Source organism: Halochromatium roseum (assembly GCF_016653315.1).
GTDB classification, from domain to species: Bacteria; Pseudomonadota; Gammaproteobacteria; order Chromatiales; family Chromatiaceae; genus Lamprobacter; species Lamprobacter roseus.
On sequence record NZ_NHSH01000066.1, the window covers coordinates 84,510 to 106,837 of the forward strand.

16 protein-coding genes and 2 tRNA genes are annotated in these 22,328 nt (G+C 63.1%); 9 read left to right on the forward strand and 9 right to left on the reverse strand.

Features of this window, described 5'->3' with window-relative positions; translation table 11 throughout:
* Nucleotides 1-156: 156 nt before the first annotated feature.
* Together CCR96_RS18315 and CCR96_RS18320 are read right to left on the reverse strand one after the other, a co-directional pair.
* A complete protein-coding gene (locus CCR96_RS18315) occupies nt 157-2,745 on the reverse strand; it encodes an ABC transporter permease (RefSeq protein WP_207192005.1) in 2,589 nt (862 codons plus the stop codon).
* Between the two features lie 62 nt (nt 2,746-2,807).
* Complete coding sequence (locus CCR96_RS18320) at nt 2,808-3,584, reverse strand: ABC transporter ATP-binding protein (RefSeq protein WP_201222019.1); 777 nt, start codon at nt 3,582-3,584, stop codon at nt 2,808-2,810.
* Between CCR96_RS18320 and CCR96_RS18325 the strand changes: the two genes are divergently transcribed.
* Together CCR96_RS18325 and CCR96_RS18330 are read left to right on the forward strand one after the other, a co-directional pair.
* Nucleotides 3,583-4,368, forward strand: a complete 786-nt coding sequence (locus CCR96_RS18325; RefSeq protein WP_338035910.1) for an arylesterase — start codon at nt 3,583-3,585, stop codon at nt 4,366-4,368. The genes CCR96_RS18320 and CCR96_RS18325 overlap by 2 nt on opposite strands.
* A gap of 208 nt (nt 4,369-4,576) precedes the next feature.
* The gene (locus CCR96_RS18330; RefSeq protein ID WP_201222021.1) at nt 4,577-5,038 is read left to right on the forward strand and encodes a hypothetical protein; all 462 of its coding nucleotides are present in this window, start codon (nt 4,577-4,579) and stop codon (nt 5,036-5,038) included.
* 106 nt (nt 5,039-5,144) lie between these two features.
* On the opposite strand, the gene CCR96_RS18335 is transcribed toward CCR96_RS18330, so the two are convergent.
* Nucleotides 5,145-6,272 (reverse strand): NAD(P)/FAD-dependent oxidoreductase, encoded by a 1,128-nt coding sequence (locus tag CCR96_RS18335; RefSeq protein ID WP_201222023.1) that lies wholly within the window; start codon nt 6,270-6,272, stop codon nt 5,145-5,147.
* Between the two features lie 201 nt (nt 6,273-6,473).
* Here CCR96_RS18335 and rpsF point away from each other — a divergent pair, with 201 nt between their 5' ends.
* The 3 genes from rpsF (at nt 6,474) to rplI (ending at nt 7,831) form a co-directional block, all read left to right on the forward strand.
* On the forward strand, nt 6,474-6,926 hold the full coding sequence (gene rpsF, locus CCR96_RS18340; RefSeq protein WP_201222025.1) for a 30S ribosomal protein S6: 453 nt from the start codon (nt 6,474-6,476) through the stop codon (nt 6,924-6,926).
* 181 nt (nt 6,927-7,107) lie between these two features.
* Nucleotides 7,108-7,332: a 30S ribosomal protein S18 gene (gene rpsR / locus CCR96_RS18345; protein WP_200244815.1), complete on the forward strand. Its 225-nt coding sequence runs from the start codon at nt 7,108-7,110 to the stop codon at nt 7,330-7,332.
* 43 nt (nt 7,333-7,375) lie between these two features.
* Nucleotides 7,376-7,831: a 50S ribosomal protein L9 gene (gene rplI / locus CCR96_RS18350; protein WP_201222027.1), complete on the forward strand. Its 456-nt coding sequence runs from the start codon at nt 7,376-7,378 to the stop codon at nt 7,829-7,831.
* A 115-nt stretch (nt 7,832-7,946) separates the two neighbouring features.
* On the opposite strand, the gene odhB is transcribed toward rplI, so the two are convergent.
* The 3 genes from odhB to htpX all read right to left on the reverse strand — a co-directional run bounded on the left by odhB (nt 7,947) and on the right by htpX (nt 13,393).
* Nucleotides 7,947-9,332, reverse strand: a complete 1,386-nt coding sequence (gene odhB / locus CCR96_RS18355; protein ID WP_201222029.1) for a 2-oxoglutarate dehydrogenase complex dihydrolipoyllysine-residue succinyltransferase — start codon at nt 9,330-9,332, stop codon at nt 7,947-7,949.
* Nucleotides 9,333-9,373: 41 nt separating this feature from the next.
* A complete protein-coding gene (locus CCR96_RS18360) occupies nt 9,374-12,298 on the reverse strand; it encodes a 2-oxoglutarate dehydrogenase E1 component (protein ID WP_201222031.1) in 2,925 nt (974 codons plus the stop codon).
* A gap of 207 nt (nt 12,299-12,505) precedes the next feature.
* Nucleotides 12,506-13,393 (reverse strand): protease HtpX, encoded by an 888-nt coding sequence (gene htpX / locus CCR96_RS18365; RefSeq protein WP_201222033.1) that lies wholly within the window; start codon nt 13,391-13,393, stop codon nt 12,506-12,508.
* Between the two features lie 331 nt (nt 13,394-13,724).
* Here htpX and CCR96_RS18370 point away from each other — a divergent pair.
* The 3 genes from CCR96_RS18370 (at nt 13,725) to CCR96_RS18380 (ending at nt 14,977) form a co-directional block, all read left to right on the forward strand.
* Nucleotides 13,725-13,800, forward strand: a tRNA-Ala gene (locus CCR96_RS18370).
* Between the two features lie 2 nt (nt 13,801-13,802).
* Nucleotides 13,803-13,878 (forward strand) — tRNA-Glu (locus CCR96_RS18375).
* Between the two features lie 163 nt (nt 13,879-14,041).
* Nucleotides 14,042-14,977: a patatin-like phospholipase family protein gene (locus tag CCR96_RS18380; RefSeq protein ID WP_201222035.1), complete on the forward strand. Its 936-nt coding sequence runs from the start codon at nt 14,042-14,044 to the stop codon at nt 14,975-14,977.
* An 84-nt stretch (nt 14,978-15,061) separates the two neighbouring features.
* Here the strand turns inward: CCR96_RS18380 and CCR96_RS18385 are convergent, their stop codons facing one another.
* Entirely contained in the window at nt 15,062-16,804 is a 1,743-nt protein-coding gene (locus tag CCR96_RS18385; protein ID WP_201222037.1) for a chloride channel protein, read from the reverse strand.
* A gap of 256 nt (nt 16,805-17,060) precedes the next feature.
* Here CCR96_RS18385 and CCR96_RS18390 point away from each other — a divergent pair, with 256 nt between their 5' ends.
* Nucleotides 17,061-17,993, forward strand: a complete 933-nt coding sequence (locus CCR96_RS18390) for a DUF1186 domain-containing protein (protein WP_201222065.1) — start codon at nt 17,061-17,063, stop codon at nt 17,991-17,993.
* Here CCR96_RS18390 and CCR96_RS18395 read toward each other — a convergent pair.
* The gene (locus tag CCR96_RS18395; RefSeq protein WP_242519190.1) at nt 17,923-18,693 is read right to left on the reverse strand and encodes a M48 family metallopeptidase; all 771 of its coding nucleotides are present in this window, start codon (nt 18,691-18,693) and stop codon (nt 17,923-17,925) included. The two genes, CCR96_RS18390 and CCR96_RS18395, sit on opposite strands and share 71 nt — an antisense overlap.
* Nucleotides 18,690-22,244, reverse strand: a complete 3,555-nt coding sequence (locus CCR96_RS18400) for a type I restriction endonuclease subunit R (protein WP_201222039.1) — start codon at nt 22,242-22,244, stop codon at nt 18,690-18,692. Before CCR96_RS18400 ends, CCR96_RS18395 begins: the two co-directional genes overlap by 4 nt.
* Nucleotides 22,245-22,328: the final 84 nt, after the last annotated feature.

A 22,328-nucleotide genomic window follows, 5' to 3' on the forward strand; every position in this document is an offset into this window, starting at 1 on the left:
GTCGTGCCTCAGCATGGACCATGGCTGCAGTAATCACAACCATCGTCAATCTAAAGCTGGCTCGGAGACATCACTTATCGGCATCGCAAGTCATCGTTCTGAACTCATGGAATATTCGGTTGCCCTGTGGCTCATCCTGATAGCGGTTCATGGCGTTCAGCCCGATTGGCGCAGCGCGGCCAAGGGTGGACGCACCAACAGCCCATAGGTGCCCAGGGTGCCAGCGGCGCCGACCAGCAGCCCGCTGCCGAGCACGCCGCCGATCCACAGCCAGGGGTTGAAGGCAAACGGTAGCCCGAACAGCTCGCGCGCCAGCACCCAGCCGGTCAGCTCGGCGAACAGCGAGGCAATGAGCCCGGCCAGCAGCCCCGCTGTGGTTAGCTCGACGGCGAGCGCCAACAGCAGCTGGCGGCGCTGTGCCCCGAGTGCACGCAGCACGCCATGCTCGGCGCGCCGCACCGCCAGGCTGGCCTGAATGCCGGCATACATCACCAGCAGGCCGGCAACTAGGGTGAACAGGAAGACGAATTCAACCGCCTGAATCCCTTGTCGAATGATGCCTTGGACCTGTTCGAGCAGGGTGCCGACATCGATCAGGGTGACGCTGGGGAAGGCTTGCACCAGCTCGCTGACCAGCGCCTCCTCGCCATCGGCCAGATAGAAGCTGGTGACATAGGTTGCCGGTTCGGCGGCAAGCAGCGAGGGCGAGGCAATGACGAAGAAGTTGACGTTGAAGCTGTCCCATTGCACCTGGCGCAGGCTGGTGACGGGTGCCTCCAGCTCGCGTCCAGCGACCCAGAAACGCAGCGTCTCGCCGAGTTCGATGCCGAGCGTCTCGGCGATGCCTTCCTCGACCGAGAACTGACTTGGCGCCTCGGCATCGGCCCACCAACGTCCGGCGACGATCTCGTTATCGCCCTGCATCTGCACCGCGAAGCTGAGATTGAACTCGCGCTCTGCGAGCCGCCGCGCGCGCGGGTCCTCGAAGTCCTCTTCTGGATTCACGGCCTCACCGTCGATGGCCTGCAGACGGCCGCGCACCATCGGATAGATGCCGGAGGATTTCAGGCCCTGCTGGCGCAGAAAGGCAGCGAGGGCATCGACCTCGCCCGGCTGAATGTTGATCAAAAAGCGGTTTGGTGCGCCCTCAGGGAGGGTCTCTTGCCAGCTGCGCAGCAGGTCGAGGCGCACCACGGCCAGTAGCAGTAGCGCCAAGATGCCGAGCCCCAGACCGACGATGCTCAACACGGCTGCCGTCGGCCGTCGCGACAGCCCGGCGAGCCCGAGTCGCCAGATCCCGCGGGCATGATTGGTGGCGCGACCAGCGAGCCAGACCAGTAGGCTCGCGACCAGGCCGAGCACCAGCACGGCCGCTGCGACACCGCCGAGCAGCTTGCCGGCGAGCGCCGGATCGCCGGCCTGCCACAGGATCAACAACGCCAGTGCCCCTAGCGCGGCGGCGGCACTGACCGCGACCGAGGCCCGCGGCGGACCCAGATCGCGCCGCAGCACCCGCAGCGGCGGTACATCGGCAAGCTGTAGCAGTGGCGGTAGCCCAAAGCCGGCCAGCGCCACCAGGCCGGTGCCGAGTCCAACCCAGGCCGGCGTGCTGCCGGCAGCGGGTAAAGCACCGGGGAACCAGTCCGCGAGCAACGCTGCCAGCCCAAATTGCGCCAGCCAGCCGAGCGCAACACCCATCATGCCTGCGACCAGGCCGAAGAAGAGCAAGCGTAGTGCGAATACCCGCGTCAGCAGATGCCGCGGTGCGCCCAGGCAGCGCATCACCGCAACGGCATCGGTCTGGCGCTCGACTAGCCGTCGGCTGGCCAACGCCATCGCCGCGCCGGCGACCAGCAGCGTCGTCAGCGCGGCTAGATGCAAGAAGCGGCTGGCCCGATCAACCGCCGATTCAAACTCCGGGCGGGCGTTACGCGCGTCGATCAGCTCCGCATCCGGTGGCAGTCGCGTCGCCACCCAATCGCGATAGGCGGCCACGGCATCTGATTCACCGGCGATCAGCAGCCGATGGCTGACACGGCTCGCCTCGTTGACCAACCCGGTCGCCTCCACATCGGTCAGCGCCATCATCACGCGCGGCGCGATCTGGAAGAAATTACCCCCACGGTCAGGCTCGTAGGCGATGACGGCACTGATCGGCAGCTCGCGCGCTCCCAGGGTCAGCGGGCTTCCGGCCTGCTTATCCAGTACATGCAGGAGGCGCGGCTCGACCCAGACCTCGCCGGACGCAGGGCCGGTCGCAACTGGGATCTCGGCTGCGTGTGCGGCCGGGGCTGAGGTTGCGGGATCAGTCGAACCATCGTTTTCGACGCGATTAGTTGTGTCAAGGCCGCTCGAACGCTGTTTGAGCCGCAGTTCGCCGCGCAGCGGATAGCCGGGATCGACGGCCTTGACCTGCACCAGCTGGCTGGTGTCACCGGCGAAGACCACGCTGCGGAAGGTCAGGGTGCGCGCCAGCTTCAGCCCCCGTTTCTCAGCCTCATCGGCAAGCGAGGCCGAGATAGGTCTAGTCGCGTCGATGGCTAGATCAGCCGCGAGCAGCTCGCCACCTTGACGTTGCATCGCCGTCTCGATGCGATCGGTGAAGAAGCCGACGGCGGTGATCGCCGCGACGGTCAAGATCAGCGCGGCGGCGAGTAGATACAGCTCTCCACTGCGCCAGTCGCGACGTAGCAGGCGCAGCGCAAGCCGCCAGGCGGCAATTGAGCCCGGCGCGGCCCCCACCATTTGAGCTTCCCGATTGAACATCGCACGATTGCTCATGAGGTTACCGTCTTGAGGCTCGCTAATCATGCCGCCACCTCGAGGCGTCCTCCGCTCATGCTGAGCCGGCGGTCGCAACGGCGGGCCAACGCGGGGTCATGGGTGACCAGCACCAGCGCCGCGCCTGCATCTTCACGCAGTCCGAACAGCAGATCGATGATACGCGTGCCGGTGGCCTCGTCCAGGTTGCCGGTGGGCTCATCGGCGAACAGTACCTCGGGGCCGGGCGCAAAGGCACGGGCAATCGCCACTCGCTGTTGTTCACCACCGGAGAGTTGGCGCGGATAATGGCCACGTCGCTCGCTCAGCCCCACACGCTCGAGTGCGGCCTCGGCGGTGCGCTTGGCTGAGCCGGCGTTGAGGCCGCTGGCGAGTTCCAATGGCAACAACACATTCTCGAGCGCGGTCAAGGTCGGGATCAGCTGGAAGCTCTGGAACACGAAGCCGACCCGACCAGCACGCAAGGCGGCGCGAGCATCTTCGTCAAGTGGCTCGAGCGAGCTGCCGCAGAGTTCAACCGATCCGCTGCTGGCGCGATCCAGCCCAGCGAGCAGCCCAAGCAGGGTCGACTTGCCGCTGCCGGAGGCGCCGATGATCGCCACCGCCTCGCCCGGCGCGACCTCAAGATCGACCGCGTTGAGGATCTCCAGCGCGCCGGTCGGGCCGATGACCTGCTTGGACAGGCCGCGCACGCGACAGATCGGTCCGGCCGCGGCGGCAATGCCTGGCTTGGCTGGCGCTGGGTCGGTACCCTTGCTCGCATTGGCCTTGAAACCGTCGTTATTGGGAGCCTGATCCAACATGCTGCGTCTTCTCCTCTCATTACTGTTGTCACTGACCCTCGCGGCCATGACCGAGGCATCGCCGAGCGAGCCTGTGGCGGCCCGTGCCTTCGATCAGGGGCAGATCGATCGCGTTGCCGAGGCGCCAATCGCCGACGCCACGGAGGTCTCCGAGGCCAAAGCACCAGCTAAGGCCGCAGAGCGAGCCGAGGCTGCAGAGTCGGTCTCGGCCGCGGGGCTCACCGAGGAGCCGGTGCTGCTGGTGCTCGGCGATAGCCTGAGCGCCGCTTATGGCTTGCCCTTGGACCAGGGCTGGGTGAATCTGTTGCAGGCGCGCATCAATGAGCGCGGTCTTCCTCATCGGGTGGTCGATGCCGCGATCTCGGGTGATACGGTTGCCGGTGGCTTGAGCCGGCTGCCCGCCTTGCTCGTCGAGCACCAGCCGGAGATCGTGCTGATCGAGCTTGGTGCCAATGACGGGCTGCGCGGCTTTCCGCCGTCAAAGATCGAAGACGATCTGGTGACTCTGGTTGAGCAAGCGCAAGCCGCCAATGCGCAAGTGGTACTGATTGGCCTACGTCTCCCGCCTAACTATGGTCCGGCCTACACCGAGCGCTTTCAACAACTGTTCGCAACCGCTGCGGAGCGGACAGGGGTCGCCCTGGTTCCTCGCCTGCTTGCTGGTGTCGCCGAGGATTTCGCGCTGATGCAAGCCGATGGTCTGCATCCGACCGCTGAAGCCCAGCCGATGATCCTCGAGACGGTTTGGTCGGTACTCGCTCCGCTGCTCGGTCATACTGATTGAGCATAGGCGCTGCTGGCTTGCACGAAACGCGGTTGTGCGGCACTCGGCACTGCCGCCTTCAACGATGTGACAGGCTCGGCATCGACATCGGCGGTGAAAGCGGACGGCTTGCAAAAGATCGCTTCGACCTTTGGGTTATGTTGAAATCTCAGCCCCCGAACCCTGTGTCGATGGTTCGATACTCCCAAGCGTCGAAGATGCATCTGTCATGAATCGATTTCTCAGGCTTTTGCTCGCTCTTGCTCTGACCGCCATGCTTGGTGCCTGCGCCTCAGGGCCGCGGGTGGCCGGACAAGAGGTCTACGATGGCCAGGCGGCCGCTGGCATTGTGCGCCCGCCTGGGGCGCGGGGAGCCGTCGTGCAGCGTCGTCTGATCGCCGGGCTTGACCCAATGGCTGCCTTCGCCGGCCTGTATCCGCTGGATTCGCCGCATCAGAGCACGGAGGTCGAGGTCCTGATCGAGCCGGTCGTGGTCGAGGCAGTGCCGAGTCGTGGGGGGTTCGAGCACTTGTTGTTGCAGGTACGCGCTTACCGCAAGAATCACATTGGCGATGGTTTCAGCAAGCGCTACCGAGGCAAGGCGTCGGGTAACCGTGACGCCCTCGACGACATTGTCAAACCCCTCGGTAGGGACTTGAAGCGCCGCTTTGGCGCCAAGCCCGTGTATTGACGTATTAGCGATTCTGAGCTCAGCGATTCAGCTTGCGGAAGCGGCCGCCGCCGGCTTTTAGCGCATCACGAGGCGTGTGGCCGGCTCTGGTAGCGAGTGACGGACATTAGCGGAAACGGCGCAGATACCACCATTCAAACAGTCGCTTGAGCCAGTGGAAGGCTGGCGAGCTGGGTAGCACCAAGTTGTGTTTCGGTGTGCGGGCGACCAACATGCCGCGATCGTTGGCGTCGACGATGCAAAGCAGTTCGACCTTGAAAGTCTCGCTCGGCGTCTTGCCCGCCAGCTCGGCGATTAGGTTTTTGGCGGCGGCGCGCGCTTGCAAATCCGCCATGTGCGCCTGCTTGGGCATCCAGTCCGGCCCCGGGAAGCTGCCTGAATCACCGGCGACATAGGTGCGCTCGAAGCCTGGCACCCGGCACTGCGCATTGGCTTGCAGGAGTCCGCCGGGTGAGCGCGGCAGGTCGGTGTCGTCGAACCAGGCATTGCCGGTCATACCGGGCATGAAGATGATCAGGTCGGCGGGGAATTCGCCGCCTTCGGTGATGATCTTCTCGGCGGTGAACTGCTTCGGCTTATGTCCGAGATGCGTCTCGATACCGACCCGCCGCATCTCGCCGAGCAGCTTGTCGACCGCCTTGGGGCCGAGCCGATTGCCGGGCCGTTCGGCCGGGGTGAAGAAGACAATGCGGAAGCGCTCGCGGCGACCCTCCTTGCGTAGCTGCCGATCGAGGCCGAACAGGAACTCGAAGATCGGTCCGCCGCGCATCGACGAGGGCTCGTTCGGATTCCCCGCGAAACCCATGGCGACGGTGCCACCGTCCATCGCCCGCAGGCGGTCGCGGATGGCCTCGGCCGCGGCAATGCCCTCACAGGGTGTGATCGCATGCTCGATGCCGGGCAGCTTCTTGATGAAGCGCCCGCCGCTGGCAATGATCAGGCCGTCGTTCTCGATCGGGCCAGCATCGGTTTGTAACAGGCGGCCGCCGTCACTCAAACCGGTTGCCGAGGCGGCCAGATGCTCGGCATCCATCTTGCTGAAGAAATGCTTGAGATCGAGCCGCAGATCTTCGCCGCTGCGCAGTCCGCTTGGCACCCAGATCAGGCCCGGATAGTAGACGAACTCAGGGCGGGGGCTGACGACCGTGATCTGGCCCTTGAAGCCCTCGTCGCGGAGGGTTTTCAGGGACGTCAGCGCGCCGAATCCGGCGCCGACGATGGTCACGCGTTGCATAAAAGTCTCCAAAGCTGCTGGTGTCGGTTTGAGGTGGCGTTCGTCCTGTTCTTTGCTAGGGGGCGGCTGAATTGGTTTGACCAACTCGATCGCGACCCCGCATAATAGCCGGCTACGTCCGAAAAGGGCGTTACTCCTTGCTCCATAGCACGCACGGCACAGGATGCGTCGCTAGGGGCTCTATTATCCGTGAGGAGCATTATGCGTCATTACGAGATCGTCTTTCTGGTTCATCCGAGCCAGAGCGAGCAGGTGCCAGCCATGCTGGATCGCTACCGGACCAGCATCGAGTCGCGCGGCGGCCAGATCCATCGGCTGGAGGACTGGGGGCGACGCCAGCTAGCCTATCCGATCAACAAGATCCACAAAGCGCATTACGTGCTGATGAACGTTGAGTGCGATGCGGAGGCCTTGGCCGAACTCGAAAGTGCCTTCCGCTTCAACGATGCGGTGCTACGCAACATGATCATCAAGCGTGATGCGGCGGTCACCGAGCCGTCGCCGCTACTGAAGAGTGGCGATGAGCGTGAGAGTGCAGGCGATGAGGACGGCGGAGACCGAGGCGAGCGGCGTCCGAGACGCTACGAGGAGGGTAGCGAGGGGCGCGGTGGCGAGCGGTCGCGTGATTCAGACCGCGATGCGGATCGCGACTAACCCATAGAACGCATCGCCACCTCGGACGCTGGAGCGCTTGTTTTTCGGAAACTCACAGTGTGCATCACCAGCTCAGATGATGAAGCACCTGTTTCGGGCTAAAGCCTAGCCGTTCCGTATGAGCAATCCGTTCCGCTAGCCGCATCCTTAATCCCCAGTCTACATTCTGTCGAGGCATCCCATGTCACGCTACTTCCGCCGCAAACGCTACTGCCGGTTTACCGCTGAAGGTATCACCGAGATCGATTACAAGGATCTCAACCTGCTCAAGGCCTTCGTCAGTGAGTCAGGCAAGATCGTTCCGAGCCGTATTACCGGCACCTCGGCGCGCTATCAGCGCCAGCTCGCGACGGCGATCAAGCGCGCACGTTTCGTCGCGCTGTTGCCGTACACCGACGGCCACTGAGCCTGAGCTGAATCCCTAAACGCATTCACGAAGGAGATACCCAGTGGACCTGATCCTAATGAAGAAGGTACGTGGCTTGGGCGAACTCGGAGACAAGGTCTCGGTGCGCGCTGGCTACGGCCGCAATTTCCTGATCCCGTCGGGCTTTGCTAAGCCTGCCACCGCCGACAACCTGAAGGCCTTTGAAGAGCGTCGCGCCGAGCTTGAGCGCGAGGCCGCGGAGGCACTCGCGGCTGCTGAAGCACGCAAGGCGAAGCTCGAGGGTGTGATTGTCACGATCCCGCGTAAGGCGGGCGATGAAGGGCGTTTGTTCGGCTCGGTCGGCACCGCCGATATCGCTGCCGCCATCACTGAAGGCGGTCTCGGCATGGAGTTGCTGAAGAGTGAGGTTCGCCTGCCGGATGGTCCGTTCCGGGCCGTCGGTGACTACGATGTCGAATTGCATCTGCATTCTGATGTCGCAGTGACCGTTCGCATCGAGGTCATCCCGGCGAGCTGACGCGATTCGATGAGCTGCCGGCGAATCGGTCAGGCTTAAGGCTTGGCTGCGAGGCCGAAAACAGCAAGCGCCGGAAGCCTAGGCTTCCGGCGCTTTTCGTTTCCTCTGGCCCCGCTTAGATCCGCAGTAGGAGCCGTGCGGGATCTTCCAGGGTGTCCTTAATGGTCTGAAGGAACCGCACGGCCTCGCGCCCGTCGACGATGCGGTGATCATAGGAGAGTGCGAGATACATCATCGGGCGGATGACGACGGCTCCGTCGACCGCGATTGGACGCTCCTGAACCTTGTGCATGCCGAGAATGGCGCTTTGCGGCAGGTTCAGGATGGGGGTCGAGAGCATTGACCCGAAGACCCCGCCGTTGGTGATCGAAAAGGTGCCGCCGGTGAGCTCCTCAAAGCTCAGGGAGCCGTCCTTGGCCTTGTTGGCGAAGTCGACGATGCCACGCTCGACATCAGCCATGCTGAGCTGGTCGCAGTTGCGCAGGATCGGCACGACGAGCCCGCGCTCTGAGCTGACCGCGATGCCAATATCGTAGTAGCCATGGTAGATAATGTCGTTTTCATCCACTGAGGCGTTGATGATCGGGAAACGCTGCAGCGCCTCGACCGCCGCTTTAACGAAGAACGACATCAGCCCGAGGCGCACGCCGTGCGTCTGTTCGAAGCGTTCTTTGTACTGATGGCGCAGTGCCAGTACCGCTGCCATGTCGACCTCATTGAAGGTGGTCAGCATCGCGGCCGTCTGTTGCGCCTCGACCAAGCGCTCTGCGATCCGTGCCCGCAGTCTAGTCATGGGCACCCGTTGCTCGGGTCGCCCTGCCTCGCCGGTGAGTCTTGGTGACTGGGGTTTGCCGAGCGGTTCGGACTCGAGCTCATGGGCAATGGCCCGCTTCTTGGCCAGGGCTGCGGCGTCGGGGTCGATCGCCGGCTCGGCCGCTTCCTGTACATCGAGCCAGGCGATCACGTCAGCCTTGGTGATGCGTCCGCCTTTGCCGCTGCCAGGGATACGGCTGGCGTCGAGGTTCATCTCCTTGACCAGGCGTCTTGCAGCGGGCGCGAGAACCGGGTCGCCAGGGCGCGCCGAGCGCGGATCAGTCGCCTTGTTCTCAGTGCCTGCGGCTTCGCCGGCATCGGCTTCGGCACTGGAGCCGACGCCGCGGTCGACGCGAGTCGCCGGACTCATGTCGTGAGGCGTGCGCGTCTCATGCGCCGTGGCATCCGGCTCTGTGGCCGTCGGGCTCTTGTTGTCTGCCGGCCCAGAGACCTGTGGCTCAATGCTGCCAAGAACACTGTCGTTCGTGACCAGAGCGCCCTCGTCGGCAGTGATGTCGAGCAGGATGCCATCGGCCGGTGATGGCACTTCGAGCACGACCTTGTCGGTCTCCAGATCGACTAGGTTCTCGTCTTGGCGGACCTGATCACCGGGCTTGTAATGCCAGGTCAGTACCGTTGCATCAGCAACCGATTCGGGTAGGGCAGGGACACGAACTTCAGTGGGCATGGGGCTTCGGTTGATCGAGTAATGGGTTGCGCGGACGGCTGTTAGGGTTGATCGTCATCCGATCCAAGCCCGGTGTCGAGCGGGATCGGGATGCGACGATTCATGTTCGGATTGATACGCCCGGTCAGGGCTTCGTCGATCAAACGCTCTTGTTGTTCGACATGTACGGCGCGGTGACCAACGGCGGGGGTGGCGGCCGCGGGCCGGCCGACGTAAAACGCCTGCTTGCCGCTCAGGATGAGCCCATGGAAGCGGTGCTTGATCTGATCCCAAGCGCCTTGGTTTTGGGGCTCCTCTTGGCACCAAATGATCTCCTGGGTATCCGGATAATCGGCCAGCACCGCAGCGAAGGCCTGTTTCGGAAACGGATAGAGCTGCTCGATACGGATGATGGCGACATCGGTCAGGCCCCGAGCATGACGCGCCTCTAATAGGTCATAGTAGACCTTACCGGAACAGAAGATCAGGCGCTCGACCGCTGCCGGGTCGAGCGGGTCAGGCTCTGGAATAACCGGCAGGAAGGCGCCATGCGCGAGTTCGTCTAGGGATGAGACCGCGAGCCGATGCCGGAGTAGGCTCTTCGGCGTCATCACCACCAAGGGCCGTCGATAATCGCGCAACAGCTGCCGGCGCAAGAGATGGAACATCTGCGCCGGGGTGGTCGGCACGCAGACCTGGATGTTGTGTTCGGCGCAGAGCTGCAGGAAGCGCTCCAGCCTCGCCGAGGAGTGTTCGGCGCCTTGTCCTTCGAGGCCATGCGGCAGCAACATCACCAGTCCACAGTCGAGCCCCCACTTGCTGCCCGCCGAACTGATGAACTGGTCGATGACGACCTGGGCGCCATTGGCAAAATCCCCAAACTGGGCCTCCCAGAGCGTCAGGGCATTCGGTTCGGCAGTGGCGAAGCCATACTCGAATCCCAATACGGCTTCTTCCGACAGGATCGAGTCGATGGCGATGAACGGAGCCTGTTGCTCGGGCTGATCGAGCGTTAGACCGGGAGGCGCGGCGAGGTGTTGCAACGGGGTGTAGTCGTTGCCGGTGCGCTGACAATGGACCTTGGCGTGGCGATGCACGAAGGTGCCGCGACTCGCATCCTGACCCGAGAGCCGGACCGGATACCCAGCGTCGAGCAGCGTCGCATAGGCCAGGTTCTCGGCGAAGCCCCAGTTCGCGAGCTGATCGCCTTGTGCCATCTTGCGCCGCTCGGTCCAGACCTTGGCGACGCGGGCATGCAGCTCGAAGCCATCCGGGAGCTGCAGCTGGCGCTCGGCCAGCTCGCGCAGCCGCTTACGCGGAAAGCCGGTGTCTGCTGGCAGGTGCCAGTCGTTGCCAAAGCGCGACTTCCAATCGACCCGGTAGCTATGCTCGAGGCCGCAGAGGACAGGACGGGCAACCACGATCCCGTGCTCGATATTCGAGCGGTAGTCCTCGATCAGCGCCACTGCATCATCGCGGCTGAGCTGACCACGATCGATCAGCCGATCAGCGTAGATGGCACGAGCCGTCGGATGCTGGCGGATGCGCTTATACATCATCGGCTGGGTGACTGCCGGCTCATCGGCCTCGTTGTGGCCGAGGCGACGGTAGCAGATCAGGTCGATGACGACGTCCTTCTTGAACTGGTTACGGTAGTCCAAGGCCAGTCGGGTGACGAAGATCACTGCCTCCGGATCATCGCCGTTCACATGGAAGACCGGTGCTTGCACCATCTTGGCGACGTCGGTGCAATAGAAGGTCGAGCGGGTATCGAGCGGGTTGCTGGTGGTAAAGCCGATTTGATTATTGATCACGATGTGCACGGTGCCGCCGGTACCGTAGCTGCGGGTCTGCGAGAGCTGCAAGGTCTCGGTGACCACGCCCTGGCCAGCGAAGGCGGCATCGCCGTGGATCAGCACCGGCATGACTTGATCACCGCTGCGATCCCCGCGGCGGCGCTGGCGCGCGCGCACCGAGCCTTCGATGACTGGGTTGATGATCTCCAGATGCGAGGGATTGAAGCCGAGTGCGACATGGGTGATGCCGCCTGGTGTGTCGATGTCGGTCGAGAAGCCGAGATGATATTTGACATCGCCGGCGAGCTGGCGCGGACTCAGGCGCACTTGGCCCTCGAACTCGGCAAAGATCTCCTGCGGCGGTTTGCCGAGGATATTCACCAGCACATTGAGCCGGCCGCGATGCGCCATGCCGATCACGAGTTCGCGCACGCCTTTGCGTCCGGCGCGCTGGATCAGCTCGTCGAGTAACGGGATCAGCGCCTCACCGCCCTCGAGCGAAAACCGCTTCTGGCCGACATAGCGGGTGTGTAGGTATTTCTCTAGACCCTCGGCGGCGGTCAGCAAGGTCAGCAGCCAACGCCGATCGGCGGCCTTCAGCTCCGGACGCGCTTGGTAGCCCTCGATGCGCTTTTGCAGCCAGCGCTTCTCGCTGGTCGAGGTCATGTGCATGTACTCAGACCCGACCGGACCACAATAGATACGCTGCAGCAGGTCGATGATGCCCCGCAGTGGCATCCGATCCGGGGCGTAGAGCGAGCCGGTGTGGAAGACCTGGTCGAGGTCGGCGTCTTCGAGACCGTGGTAGCTTGGCAGCAGATCCGCAACCTTCGGCGCTGGTCGCAGTTTCAGTGGGTCCAGGTTTGCGATCTGATGACCGCGGTAGCGGAAGCTGTTGATCAACCGTACAACCGCGGTTTGCTTCTCAGCGGCGGCAGGCTCTAGGCGACTCAGTGAGCGCGTTTGAGCACGGTTGCGACTCTCGTTGGCGAGGCGCTGAAAGTTCTCCCGCACCGGTCCATGTGGGACTTCATTGGCGGCCTCTTGATGGATCAGCTCGAAGCGCTGGCGCCAGGCGAGATCGACACTCTCCGGGTCCTTCAGGAAACGCTCGTAGAGGTCCTCGATGAAGGCTGCGTTGCCGCCGTAGTAGGCGGACGAGTTTCGGAATAGCTCGAGAAGCGCGCTCATGACGTTATCGACGGCAGTCGGAATGGGTCTTGGGCGCTGGCCAGATGTCTGCCAGGGCCCTGGATGAGACTCCTGAGTTTAGCGCAGAGCATCCTGTTGCCGTCGTTCCAATTCCCAATATCCATTATCAGTTTCGCGAGCGCCTCGCCTCCGCGAAGCGCCGGACCATGTCCCTGGCCGGCGCTTTCTTGGCTTGTGCGTCCTGACTTAGCCTGCCGCTTCCAGCGCGGCGATGCGCTGCTCTAACGGTGGATGGCTGGCGAACAGCGCCATAAAGCCCTGCGCAATCTTGCCCGAGATACCAAAGGCCGCAAACTCACCGGCAGGCAGGTCGTGTGGCTCGTGCACGCGCTGCAGGGCGCGCAGCGCGGCAATCATCTTTTGACGTCCAGCCAGATGGGCGCCACCGGCATCGGCGTGAAATTCGCGATAGCGCGAGAACCACATCACGATCATCGAGGCGAGCACAGAGAGCAGGATCTCGGCGAGGATGCTGACGACGAAATAGCCGATGCCATGGCCCTCCTCATTCTTGAACACCACCCGGTCGACCGTATGGCCGATTACCCGCGCCAAGAACACCACGAAGGTGTTGACCACGCCCTGGATCAGCGCCAGTGTGACCATGTCGCCATTGGCGACGTGGCTGATCTCGTGGCCAACCACGGCCTCGACCTCATCTTGGCTCATGTGCTGCAACAGGCCGGTGCTCACCGCGACCAGCGCGTCGTTCTTGTTCCAGCCGGTGGCGAAGGCGTTCGGATCGGGCTGATCGAAGATGCCGACCTCGGGCATGCGGATGCCGGCCTGCTCGGACTGGCGACGGACCAGATCGATCAGCCAATGCTCGAACGGGGTCGAGGGCTGCTCGATGATCTGCACCCCCATCGAACGTTTAGCCATCCACTTGGAGAGGAACAGCGAGATCAGCGAGCCGGAGAAGCCGATCACTGCCGCGAAAACGAGTAAGGCTCCCAGGTTCAGATCAACGTTGTTTGCCGCCAGCAGCCCGCCGATTCCCAGCAGGTTGAAGACGATACTGATGACCACGAGCACCGCGATGTTGGTGCCCAAGAACAGAAGGATGCGCATCATGGTGTTTAGATCTCGTCGAGTTGATAAAGACGTTATGGTGTGTGAATCAAGCCTTTCATCGCCGCCTAGGGTGGCGATGCGCGATGTGCGTGTTGCAGCGGAAAGCCGGCGATTGCTGAGAAGAGTCATCAGAACCAATGCCGAGCAGTCGGTTGCATGAAAAAAACGGACTAAACATGCAGGTTTTGTAGGGAGTTGACAAGGTTTCGCTCGGCGGAAAGATTCGGCCTGCAGAGGCCATGCGCATGCGGCCTGTTCGCTGGGCTGATGGCTGCATCACTTTTCGCTAGACAACGCGGCCAGAGGTGACTAATATAACCGGCTCAGTGACGGGGCCATAGCTCAGCTGGGAGAGCGCAACACTGGCAGTGTTGAGGTCGGCGGTTCGATCCCGCCTGGCTCCACCAATGTCCCCATCGTCTAGAGGCCTAGGACACCGCCCTTTCACGGCGGCAACCGGGGTTCGAATCCCCGTGGGGACGCCAATTAGAATAACGGGTTAGCCGAGAAATCAGCTAACCCGTTTTTCGTTTTGAGCACCATGGCCTTTTTGTTTGCTCGCCCCCGTTTTGATCACCACCATCGATCAGCAGATCGTTCAGGCTGCTTCAGCGCTCGAGTGTATCCGGCCGGCCGGAGTCAAACCGAATGAATGATCGGCCTGGTCCACGCGTCTCTCTGGTCCTCGGTAGTGGTGGCGCCCGTGGGCTGACGCACATCGGCATCATCCAATGGCTAGAAGCGCAGGGCTATCGGATCGAGTCCATCGCCGGCTGCTCGATGGGGGCACTCGTCGGCGGCATCCATGCTGCCGGCAAGCTCGACAGTTATCGCAACTGGGTCTGCGCGCTGCGGCGTACTGATGTGTTGCGCTTTCTGGACCTCGCCTTCCATTCGTCAGGTCTGATCAAAGGCGATCGGATCATGGACCGTCTGCGGGAGATGGTGGGCGAGCACGACATCGAGCAACTACCGATCGCCTATACCGCGGTCGCGACCGATATCGAGCGCCAGCGTGAGGTCTGGATCACCAAGGGGCCGCTCTTCGATGCGATCCGCGCCTCGATCGCGGTGCCGACGCTGTTCACCCCGCATCGCTATCTCGGCCTCACCTTGGTCGATGGTGGCTTGCTGAATCCGGTTCCGATCGCGCCTACCTTCCGCGATTTCACCGATCTGACCATCGCCGTGAACCTCAACGGCGATCCCGAGGAGGCCCCCGTGTCAACCGCAACGCTCGCTCCCGGTCCCGCATCTGCGTCCAACAGGTCGTCTAACCAAAAGCGGGACGATGATCTCCGCGGACGCATCCTCGAGTTCTTGGATGGCATCGGCGAAAGCCTGAAATCTGACGACGTGGAAGCCCGCGAGCTGGGGATGTTCGAGCTGATGAGTCGTTCGTTCGAGACCATGCAGAACGCGATTTCGGCAATGAAGCTCGCCGCTTATGCGCCAGATGTGCTGATCAACGTGCCACGCGATGTTTGCGAAGCGCACGAGTTTCATCGTGCGCGCGAACTCATCGAGACTGGCTATCGGCTGGCTGAGCGAGCGCTGGCGGACGCAGCGCCGTTGAGCGTTTGATTCTTGCAACGGCAGCTGAGGGCTATCGTTCGACCATCACAGGCCCTACGATTGGCCTGTTGCCAACTTCAGGTTGATGCCTCCTCAATACCGATACGCCGACTCGATACGGCCCCGTGTTAGCACGCCATAGACGTGGTTGATGCCAGGCGCGATGGGGCGGGTCACATAGAGCGCCTCCGTGCCCTCGCGATTGAGGATGTCCAGGGCCTCTTGTAGTGTCGCCTGTAGATGCACCGGGGTGAGCTCGAGACGGTCGGCCGGGATCTCCAGCAGGTCAATCTCTTCGGCCTGCCCAGCTTGTGAGAGATGGCTGGCAATGGCGATGCCAGGCATGGCAAAGGCCGGCTTGCGGTCGCGGTCGACGATGATCCAATCCAGGTTCTCGCTCATCAAGCGCTGCGCCTGCTCGCGGCTGAGCCGAGTCTCTTGGCGCGAGAAGCGGGTGTTCATGGCGCTGGTCACGCCGCTGCGGCGCAGCATCGCGACCACTGGATTGGAGCGATAATCCAAGCCGTTGGCCCTGAGCATGGTCACGAACAACGAGTCTTTTCTGAATAGCTGCTTACTGGTGACCGCGGCCAGGATGATGGTCAGCATGCCCGGCATGATGACACCGGGGCTATGGGTCAGCTCGACCACCGCCGTCAACGCCGCCAGCGGTGCTTGTAGGCTAGCGCCCATCATGGCGCCCATGCCCAGCAGGGCATAGAAGCTGACGTACGACGCATCAGCGCCGGTTAAGCTGGCAGCCATCACGCCGGTCAGATGGCCGACGGTGGCACCCATGAAGAGCGCCGGCCCGATGGTGCCGCCCGGGATGCCGAGGCCAACGCTGGTTGAGGTTGCTAACAGCTTGGCGATCAGCAGCCCGAGCAGAAAGGTCCAGGGCAGGGTTTGCGTCAGCAGGTCGCCCAGCGAGTCATAGCCGAGCCCCATGACCTCGGGGACCAGGACACCAAAGGCACCCGCGGCCAGACCCGCCAGGCAGACGCGTGTGAAGAAACTGAGCGGCTTGCTGACACCGGCGATCGACTGCAAAAGCTGGATATAGGCGGCGGAGATGGCGCCGGCGAAGAGACCGAGCAGCAACACCGGCAGCAGGTCCGACAGCGAGGTGAGCAAGAACGGCGGGATGACGAAGGTCGGGGCACTGCCGAAGAGCGACACCGAGAGTGCATTGGCGCTGACAGCGGCGAGGATGATGGGGATGAAACCAGTGATGCTGTACTCGAGCGCCAGCACCTCCAGGGCAAAGATGACGCCCGCGAGTGGCGTATTGAACGAGGCTGAGATCCCTGCCGCGGTGCCGCAGGCGACCATGGTGCGGATGCTGTTATTCGGCAGGCTCAGCCATTGACCGAGCAGGCTGCCACTGGCCGCGCCGAGATAGACATGCGGCCCCTCGCGCCCGACCGAGTGGCCACTGATGATGGCGATGGCCGCGCCCAGGAACTGCAGCATGAAACCACGCGGAGTCATGTGACCCTGATGGTATTCCATGCGCTCCAGCACGCGGGCGACGCCAAGCACATAGAGGCCCTTGGCGAAGCGCAGGAACAGCAGTCCGATCAGCACCGCGCCCAGCACCGGCAGCAGGAAGCGCCACAGCGGCGCGATGGCCTCGTAGTTCTCGCCATGATCGGGCAGCATGAGCGCCTGCATCCCCTCCACGGCGAGACGAAAGGCGACGATGACAATCCCCGTGGCGAGGCCGGTGACGAGTCCAAGCAGCGCATGTGAGAATAATGCATCCGGCCGCGCCAGCTGCAGTCGCAGCCGCTCTAGGCTCGGCCGCCGTCCGCGCATGAAGCTTCGTTTGCTCATGAGGCTGATTATGGGCAAGCCGAGCGCGCATCAGCAAACTGACCTGATGAGTCTAGCCTTGAAGCCGGTCTGCCTTTGCAAGCCGTTGCGTGGTGGATGAGGGCCGATCGCCGATCGCCGATCGCTATGGCGTCAAGTAGATGCACAGCTACTAAGAAACGGTCCATCAACTGTTTCCCGATTTGAGGGCTCAAGGAGGGCGATTATCGGGAAATAGAAAATGGGCAGCCACTAAGCACAGGACTCGGAGAGTGCATTGGATATCGACGACATCAAACAGCAACTTGAATTTGTGACACCACGATTTCCGCGCGACGCCGTGCACGCCGCGATCGCGCAGCGCGAGGCCATCACGCCCTGGCTATTGGAGCAACTGGCGCAGTGCGCCGATGACCCGCAGGCCCTGGTCGATGAGCCGACGCGGATGACGCACCTCTATGCCATGTATCTCTTGGCGCAGTTTCGCGAGCCGGCCGCCTATCCGCTGCTGATCAAGCTGTTTTCGACCCCGGGCGAGATCAGCCTGGAGATCACCGGCGATCTGGTGACCGACGATCTCTGCGGCATCCTCGCCTCGGTCTGCGCTGGTGATCTTGAGCCGATCAAAGGGCTGATCGAGACGCCGACGGTCAACGAGTATGTGCGCGGGGCCGCTTTGAGGACGCTACCGATTCTGGTTTGCGAAGGCCAACTCGCGCGTGACGAGGCGGTTGCCTATCTGGCGACCCTGTTTCGCGGCAAACTCGAGCGTGAGTACGATCCGTTCTGGACCAGCCTGGTCCTGGTGGCTTATGAGCTCTACCCAGAGGAGCTGATGGAGGATATCGAGCAGGCCTATGCGGATGAGCTGATTGATACCTGGTTCATCGGCCTGCACGACTTTAAACAGCACCTGGCCAGAGGCAAGGAGGCGGCTCTGGAGGAGACCCGGCAGCGCGAGCCTGGACTGATCCATGACATAGTGGCGGAGATGGAACAGTGGCTTTGCTTTGAGCTCGATGCCGCGGAGCGCGAGGCTGAGCGATTCCCAGACCGGCACAAGGCGCGGCAGGAGCAAGCGTCGCTGAGGGATCAGGCGCCGCCCCAGCCGGCCAGACCGTCATCGCCGGCGACGAGCGTCAAGGTCGGACGCAATGATCCTTGTCCCTGCGGCAGTGGTCAGAAGTACAAGAAGTGTTGCCTGTCTTGATCTGGCACCAAAACACCGAGGTGGCCTGAGTGTCGAGTTCCTGCATCCTGTCGCGCCAAGCGGGCAGGGCGCGCTCAACGGCCTGCCAAAAGGCCGGATTGTGCTTGGCCTCGATGAGATGACACAGCTCATGGATCAGCAGGTAGTCGATCAGCTGGGTGGGTAGCTGAAGCGCCCGCCAGTTGAGATTGATGGTGCCGGTTGGTCCGCATGATCCCCAGCGGAAGCCCAGATCGCGGACGACGATCTTGCTGGGGGCTCGCCCCACCCGGGGCAGCAGACGCTCGATCCGCTCGGGCACCCAGGCCTTGCCGGCATCGATGTACCAGCGCCGAAAGGCTTGCTCGGCCATGGCGCGTCGAGGTCGATGGAGCAGAAAGCGGCAACCGTCGAACAGCAGGGGCTTGTCTTGCTCGGCGACCAGGATCAACGGATAGGGCTTGCCCAAGTAACGAAAGGTCTCCCCTGCGACATACTCTGGCTCGCTCTGCCGCGGGCGGTTCTGATCCTTGCGCGCCAGGGTTCGATGCACCCATAGCAGCCGCTGCGCGGCCCACTGAGCGAGTGCGCCCTGCTCAGTCGCCTCGGGCGCGTGCAGCACCAATTGACCGCCGCGATCAACGGTCAAACCGAGCGTTCGCCGCCTTGCGCTGCGTCGCACCTTGAAGGTGAGACCATCCAGTTCCAGGGTTTCGCTCATGTGCTTGGTTGCTCTCCCATGCAAATCAGCGCCTCGTGATTCTCCTTGGCAAGGGCCACCAAGCGTTGGGCCAGATCCCGCTCCTGACCGAGGGGGCAGAGCCCCGTTTCATCGATGGCGCGCACCAGCCCTTTGGTTAGCCGCTCGCGGGCATCGGCGTTGCGCCAGAAGCCGACCAGGCGGATCTCGCGCCGGATGCGCTCGACTAGGTCGAGCGTTGCTGCAATGAGGGCCTGTCGTTGGCGGTCGTCGGCATCGGCGTTCGGAAAACAGAACTCGAGCATCAGGCGCACGAAGGGAACCTGGGTCTTCGACTCCAAGCCCGGGAAGTCAGCGGTGTCACCGCGTTTCAGCTCATCAATGAAACGGCTCAGCTCGCGCTCCAGCGCATCCCAGTCGTCCTTGAAGCGTTGCAGGATGGCCGCGAGCTTCTCGCTCATCTGGCGCGCATAGCTGGGGTTTTGATTGGCGAAACCGGTGATGTGAAAGCGCGCCGCATGCTGCATCTGCGCGGCCCGCGCGCGGCTATTCGGCTCGTTGGCCAGCACCTGCTCGAAGGCGGCATCGGTGATGGTGGTGGGCGGGATCTTGGGATCGACACCCCGCGCCGAGACGTGCTTGTCGATCAGCGCCTTGACCTTCTCGGCGATACCGAGCAGGTTCAAGAGGGGATCACGATAAAGGTTGGCCGCGACCTTGTTGATGAAGCCCAACAGTTTGGCATCGCGAAACACATCCGGCGGCACCTCCGGGCGATGCTCCAAGAGATTCAGCGTCTCGTAAAACTGGCGGAGCGCGTTGATGAATTCGGCCCGGATGCGCAGATCCGCGAGGAGCTGAACGCACTGCTGAACCTGCGCGAACAGATCCGTGATGCCGCGCGATCGGAACACCTCGACGGCGCGGTTGCGACGATCCAAGAGCTTAGGCAGCTCGACGGCGATGTCCAACATCGAGCCGGCGACGTCGGCGTCGTCGTACTCCTCAAGCGCCTTGTTCAGATGCCGGGCGACGCCGATGTAGTCGACCACATAGCCACAAGGCTTGGCGCCTGCGGTGCGATTGACCCGCGCGATCGCTTGCAGCAGGTCGTGCGCGACCAGCTTGCGATCCAGATACAGCACCTGCTCGACCGGCGCATCGAAGCCGGTCAGCAGCATGTTGAAGACCACCAGCATCCCGAGCGGATCGGTCTTGTCGCTTTGCCGCGCATCGAAGCGGCGCTTGAAGCGCTGGATCAGCGCTGCCTGGTTGCCTTTGTCCGACCAGTTCTTCCAGGATTCTGGATCGTTGTGATCCGGTGAGATGATCGCGGCGACCTCCAGCGCCCGCAGTCTTGGCAACTGTGGATGCAGTCGCACCAGCTCGCGCTGTGGCTCCTCCAAGGCCTCGATCGCGTCCTCGGACAGATCGAGCAAGGCCGCGGGTAGCTGTTCCAACTCCGCCACCAGCGCGTCACGCGCCTCGTTCAGCGCCTGCTGGTAGCGTACCGCGGCGAGCCGGCTGGCGGCGACGACTTGGGCCTTGTAGCCCTCGGGCAGGATGACCTTGGCAAAGTGCTGGATCATGTCCCGGGCCTTCTGGGCGATCAGCAGCGGCGCCTCCAGCACGTCGCTGTCGGTGCCGTAGCGGGCCTTGATGACAGCCAGCTCCTCGGGCTCGTAGTCGCGGAACATATCCAGGAAGAGGTCATCGAGGGTCGCCGCATCCTTGATGAATCCGTCGGCGGTGCGGCCCTCGTAGCGAATCGGCACTGTCGCACCGTCCAGCTCGGCATCCTTGAGCACATAGCAGTCGATGAAGTCGCCGAAGATCTCCGCCGTGCGCTTCTTGTGCTTGGCCAGGATCGGCGTGCCGGTGAAGCCGATCATGGCCGCGTTCGGCAGCGCCTGGCGCAGATTCCGATGCAGGGTCAGGGAGTGGCCGCGATGTGCCTCATCGACCAACACCAAAATGTCGCGGGATTCGTTCAGCAGTGGAAAGCGCTCTTCGCGCACGTCTTGCGTGAGCCGGATCTCCTTCTCGACCACCGGCTGCTCGCGTCCCGGGCGCTTCTCCTTGCGCCGGATGGTCATGGCGATCCGATCCGCCGCCTCCTCGCCACGCTCCTGATACTTCTGCAGCATGGCAAAGACGATATCCGGCGTTGACTCGCGCAGGATGGCTTGCGTCAGCGCCGTTGGCGTCAGCCGACGGGCCAGGTCCTGTTGATTGGGACGCACCGTCTCGCCGGACAGCCGCGCCGTTGCCTTGAGCTGGCCTTCGAGGTCGGTGCGGTCGGTGACCACGACCACCTTGTAGTGCTGCAAGCCCGGCGTCATGCGCAGCTTGCGCACCAGGAACACCATGGTCAGGCTCTTGCCGGAGCCTTGGGTGTGCCACACGATGCCGCCGCGGATGGACTGGTCGTTCCAGCCCGCCGCGCCATCGTCCAACAAGCGGCGAATGATCTTGTGCACCGCGCGAAACTGTTGATAGCGGGCGACGATCTTGCGCGTGCGGCCATCGATCTGCTCGAAAACAGTGAAATTGCGCATCAGGTCGAGCAGGTGCGCGGGGCGCAGCATGCCCGCCACCAACAGTTGCTGGCTCGATAGCGCGGCCGCGGCATCGCGCGCCGCCGCCGGTCGCTGATCCTCGCCGCGGAAGAACAACGGCGTGCCAGCGCGTCCGGCTTGCTCGGGGCCGAGCGCCGCGAGCTGCTCGGCGGCAACCGGGGCGAGCGTCGCGTCTGATGCATCGGTGGATGCGAGTTCCTTGTTGACCTCGCCGTTCTCGGCATCCCCCCGCGCCTGCTGGACCTCGGCCAGCACCCGCGCGGGCGCGACCGGGCTGGTCTCGCTCCATTCCAGATAGGCATCGGGCGGCGCGCCAAGGGTGCCGACCCGGGCCTCGAAGAAATCGCTCGCGATCAACAGCTGATTGGTACGGAACAGGCGTTCGACGCCCTCGTGCTCCTGATAGAGGCTTGGCCAGACCTCGCGGCGCTGATTGGAATAGCGCAGCAGTTGGTTGATGGCCGCGGCGATGGGACTTTCGATGGCCGGGCTCTTGAACTCGGCCACCACCAGCGGCAGGCCGTTGACGAATAGCACCGCATCCGGCAGCACATGGCCCTGTCCGCTGGTCAGCTCGACCTTGAACTGATTGATCACCAGAAAGTCGTTCCGGTCCCAGTGCTCGAAATCGATGTAGCGCACCGGCTGCGGTCGGCCCTGATCCCAGTCTGGCAGTCCATCGACCACCGTGCCCTTCAGCAGCAGTTCGGTGGTTGCTTGGTTGACCTCCATCGCCCGATGCCCCGACGCCTGCTCCAGGTCGCGGATCATTTTCTCGATGCGCGCATCATCGAGCCAGGGCTGGCCATCGCGCAGATTGATCGCGCGCAGGGCCGTGGTCAGGCGGCCCTTGAGCAAGACCTCCCGCGAGCTAGTCCGCTCGCTGGACTCGGGCAGGTCGGGGTCCGCCTCGATCCAGTCCCAGCCCATGGCTTGGAGCTGCTGGCAGAAGGGACGCTCCACCAAATCCCGTTCCCATTCGATCTTGCTCATCAGTCGGCATTCCTTGTTTCGGATTGGGTCAGTCTGACACCCATGGACTCGGCCGCCCCGACGGATGAAGGCTGCTGTTTCAGG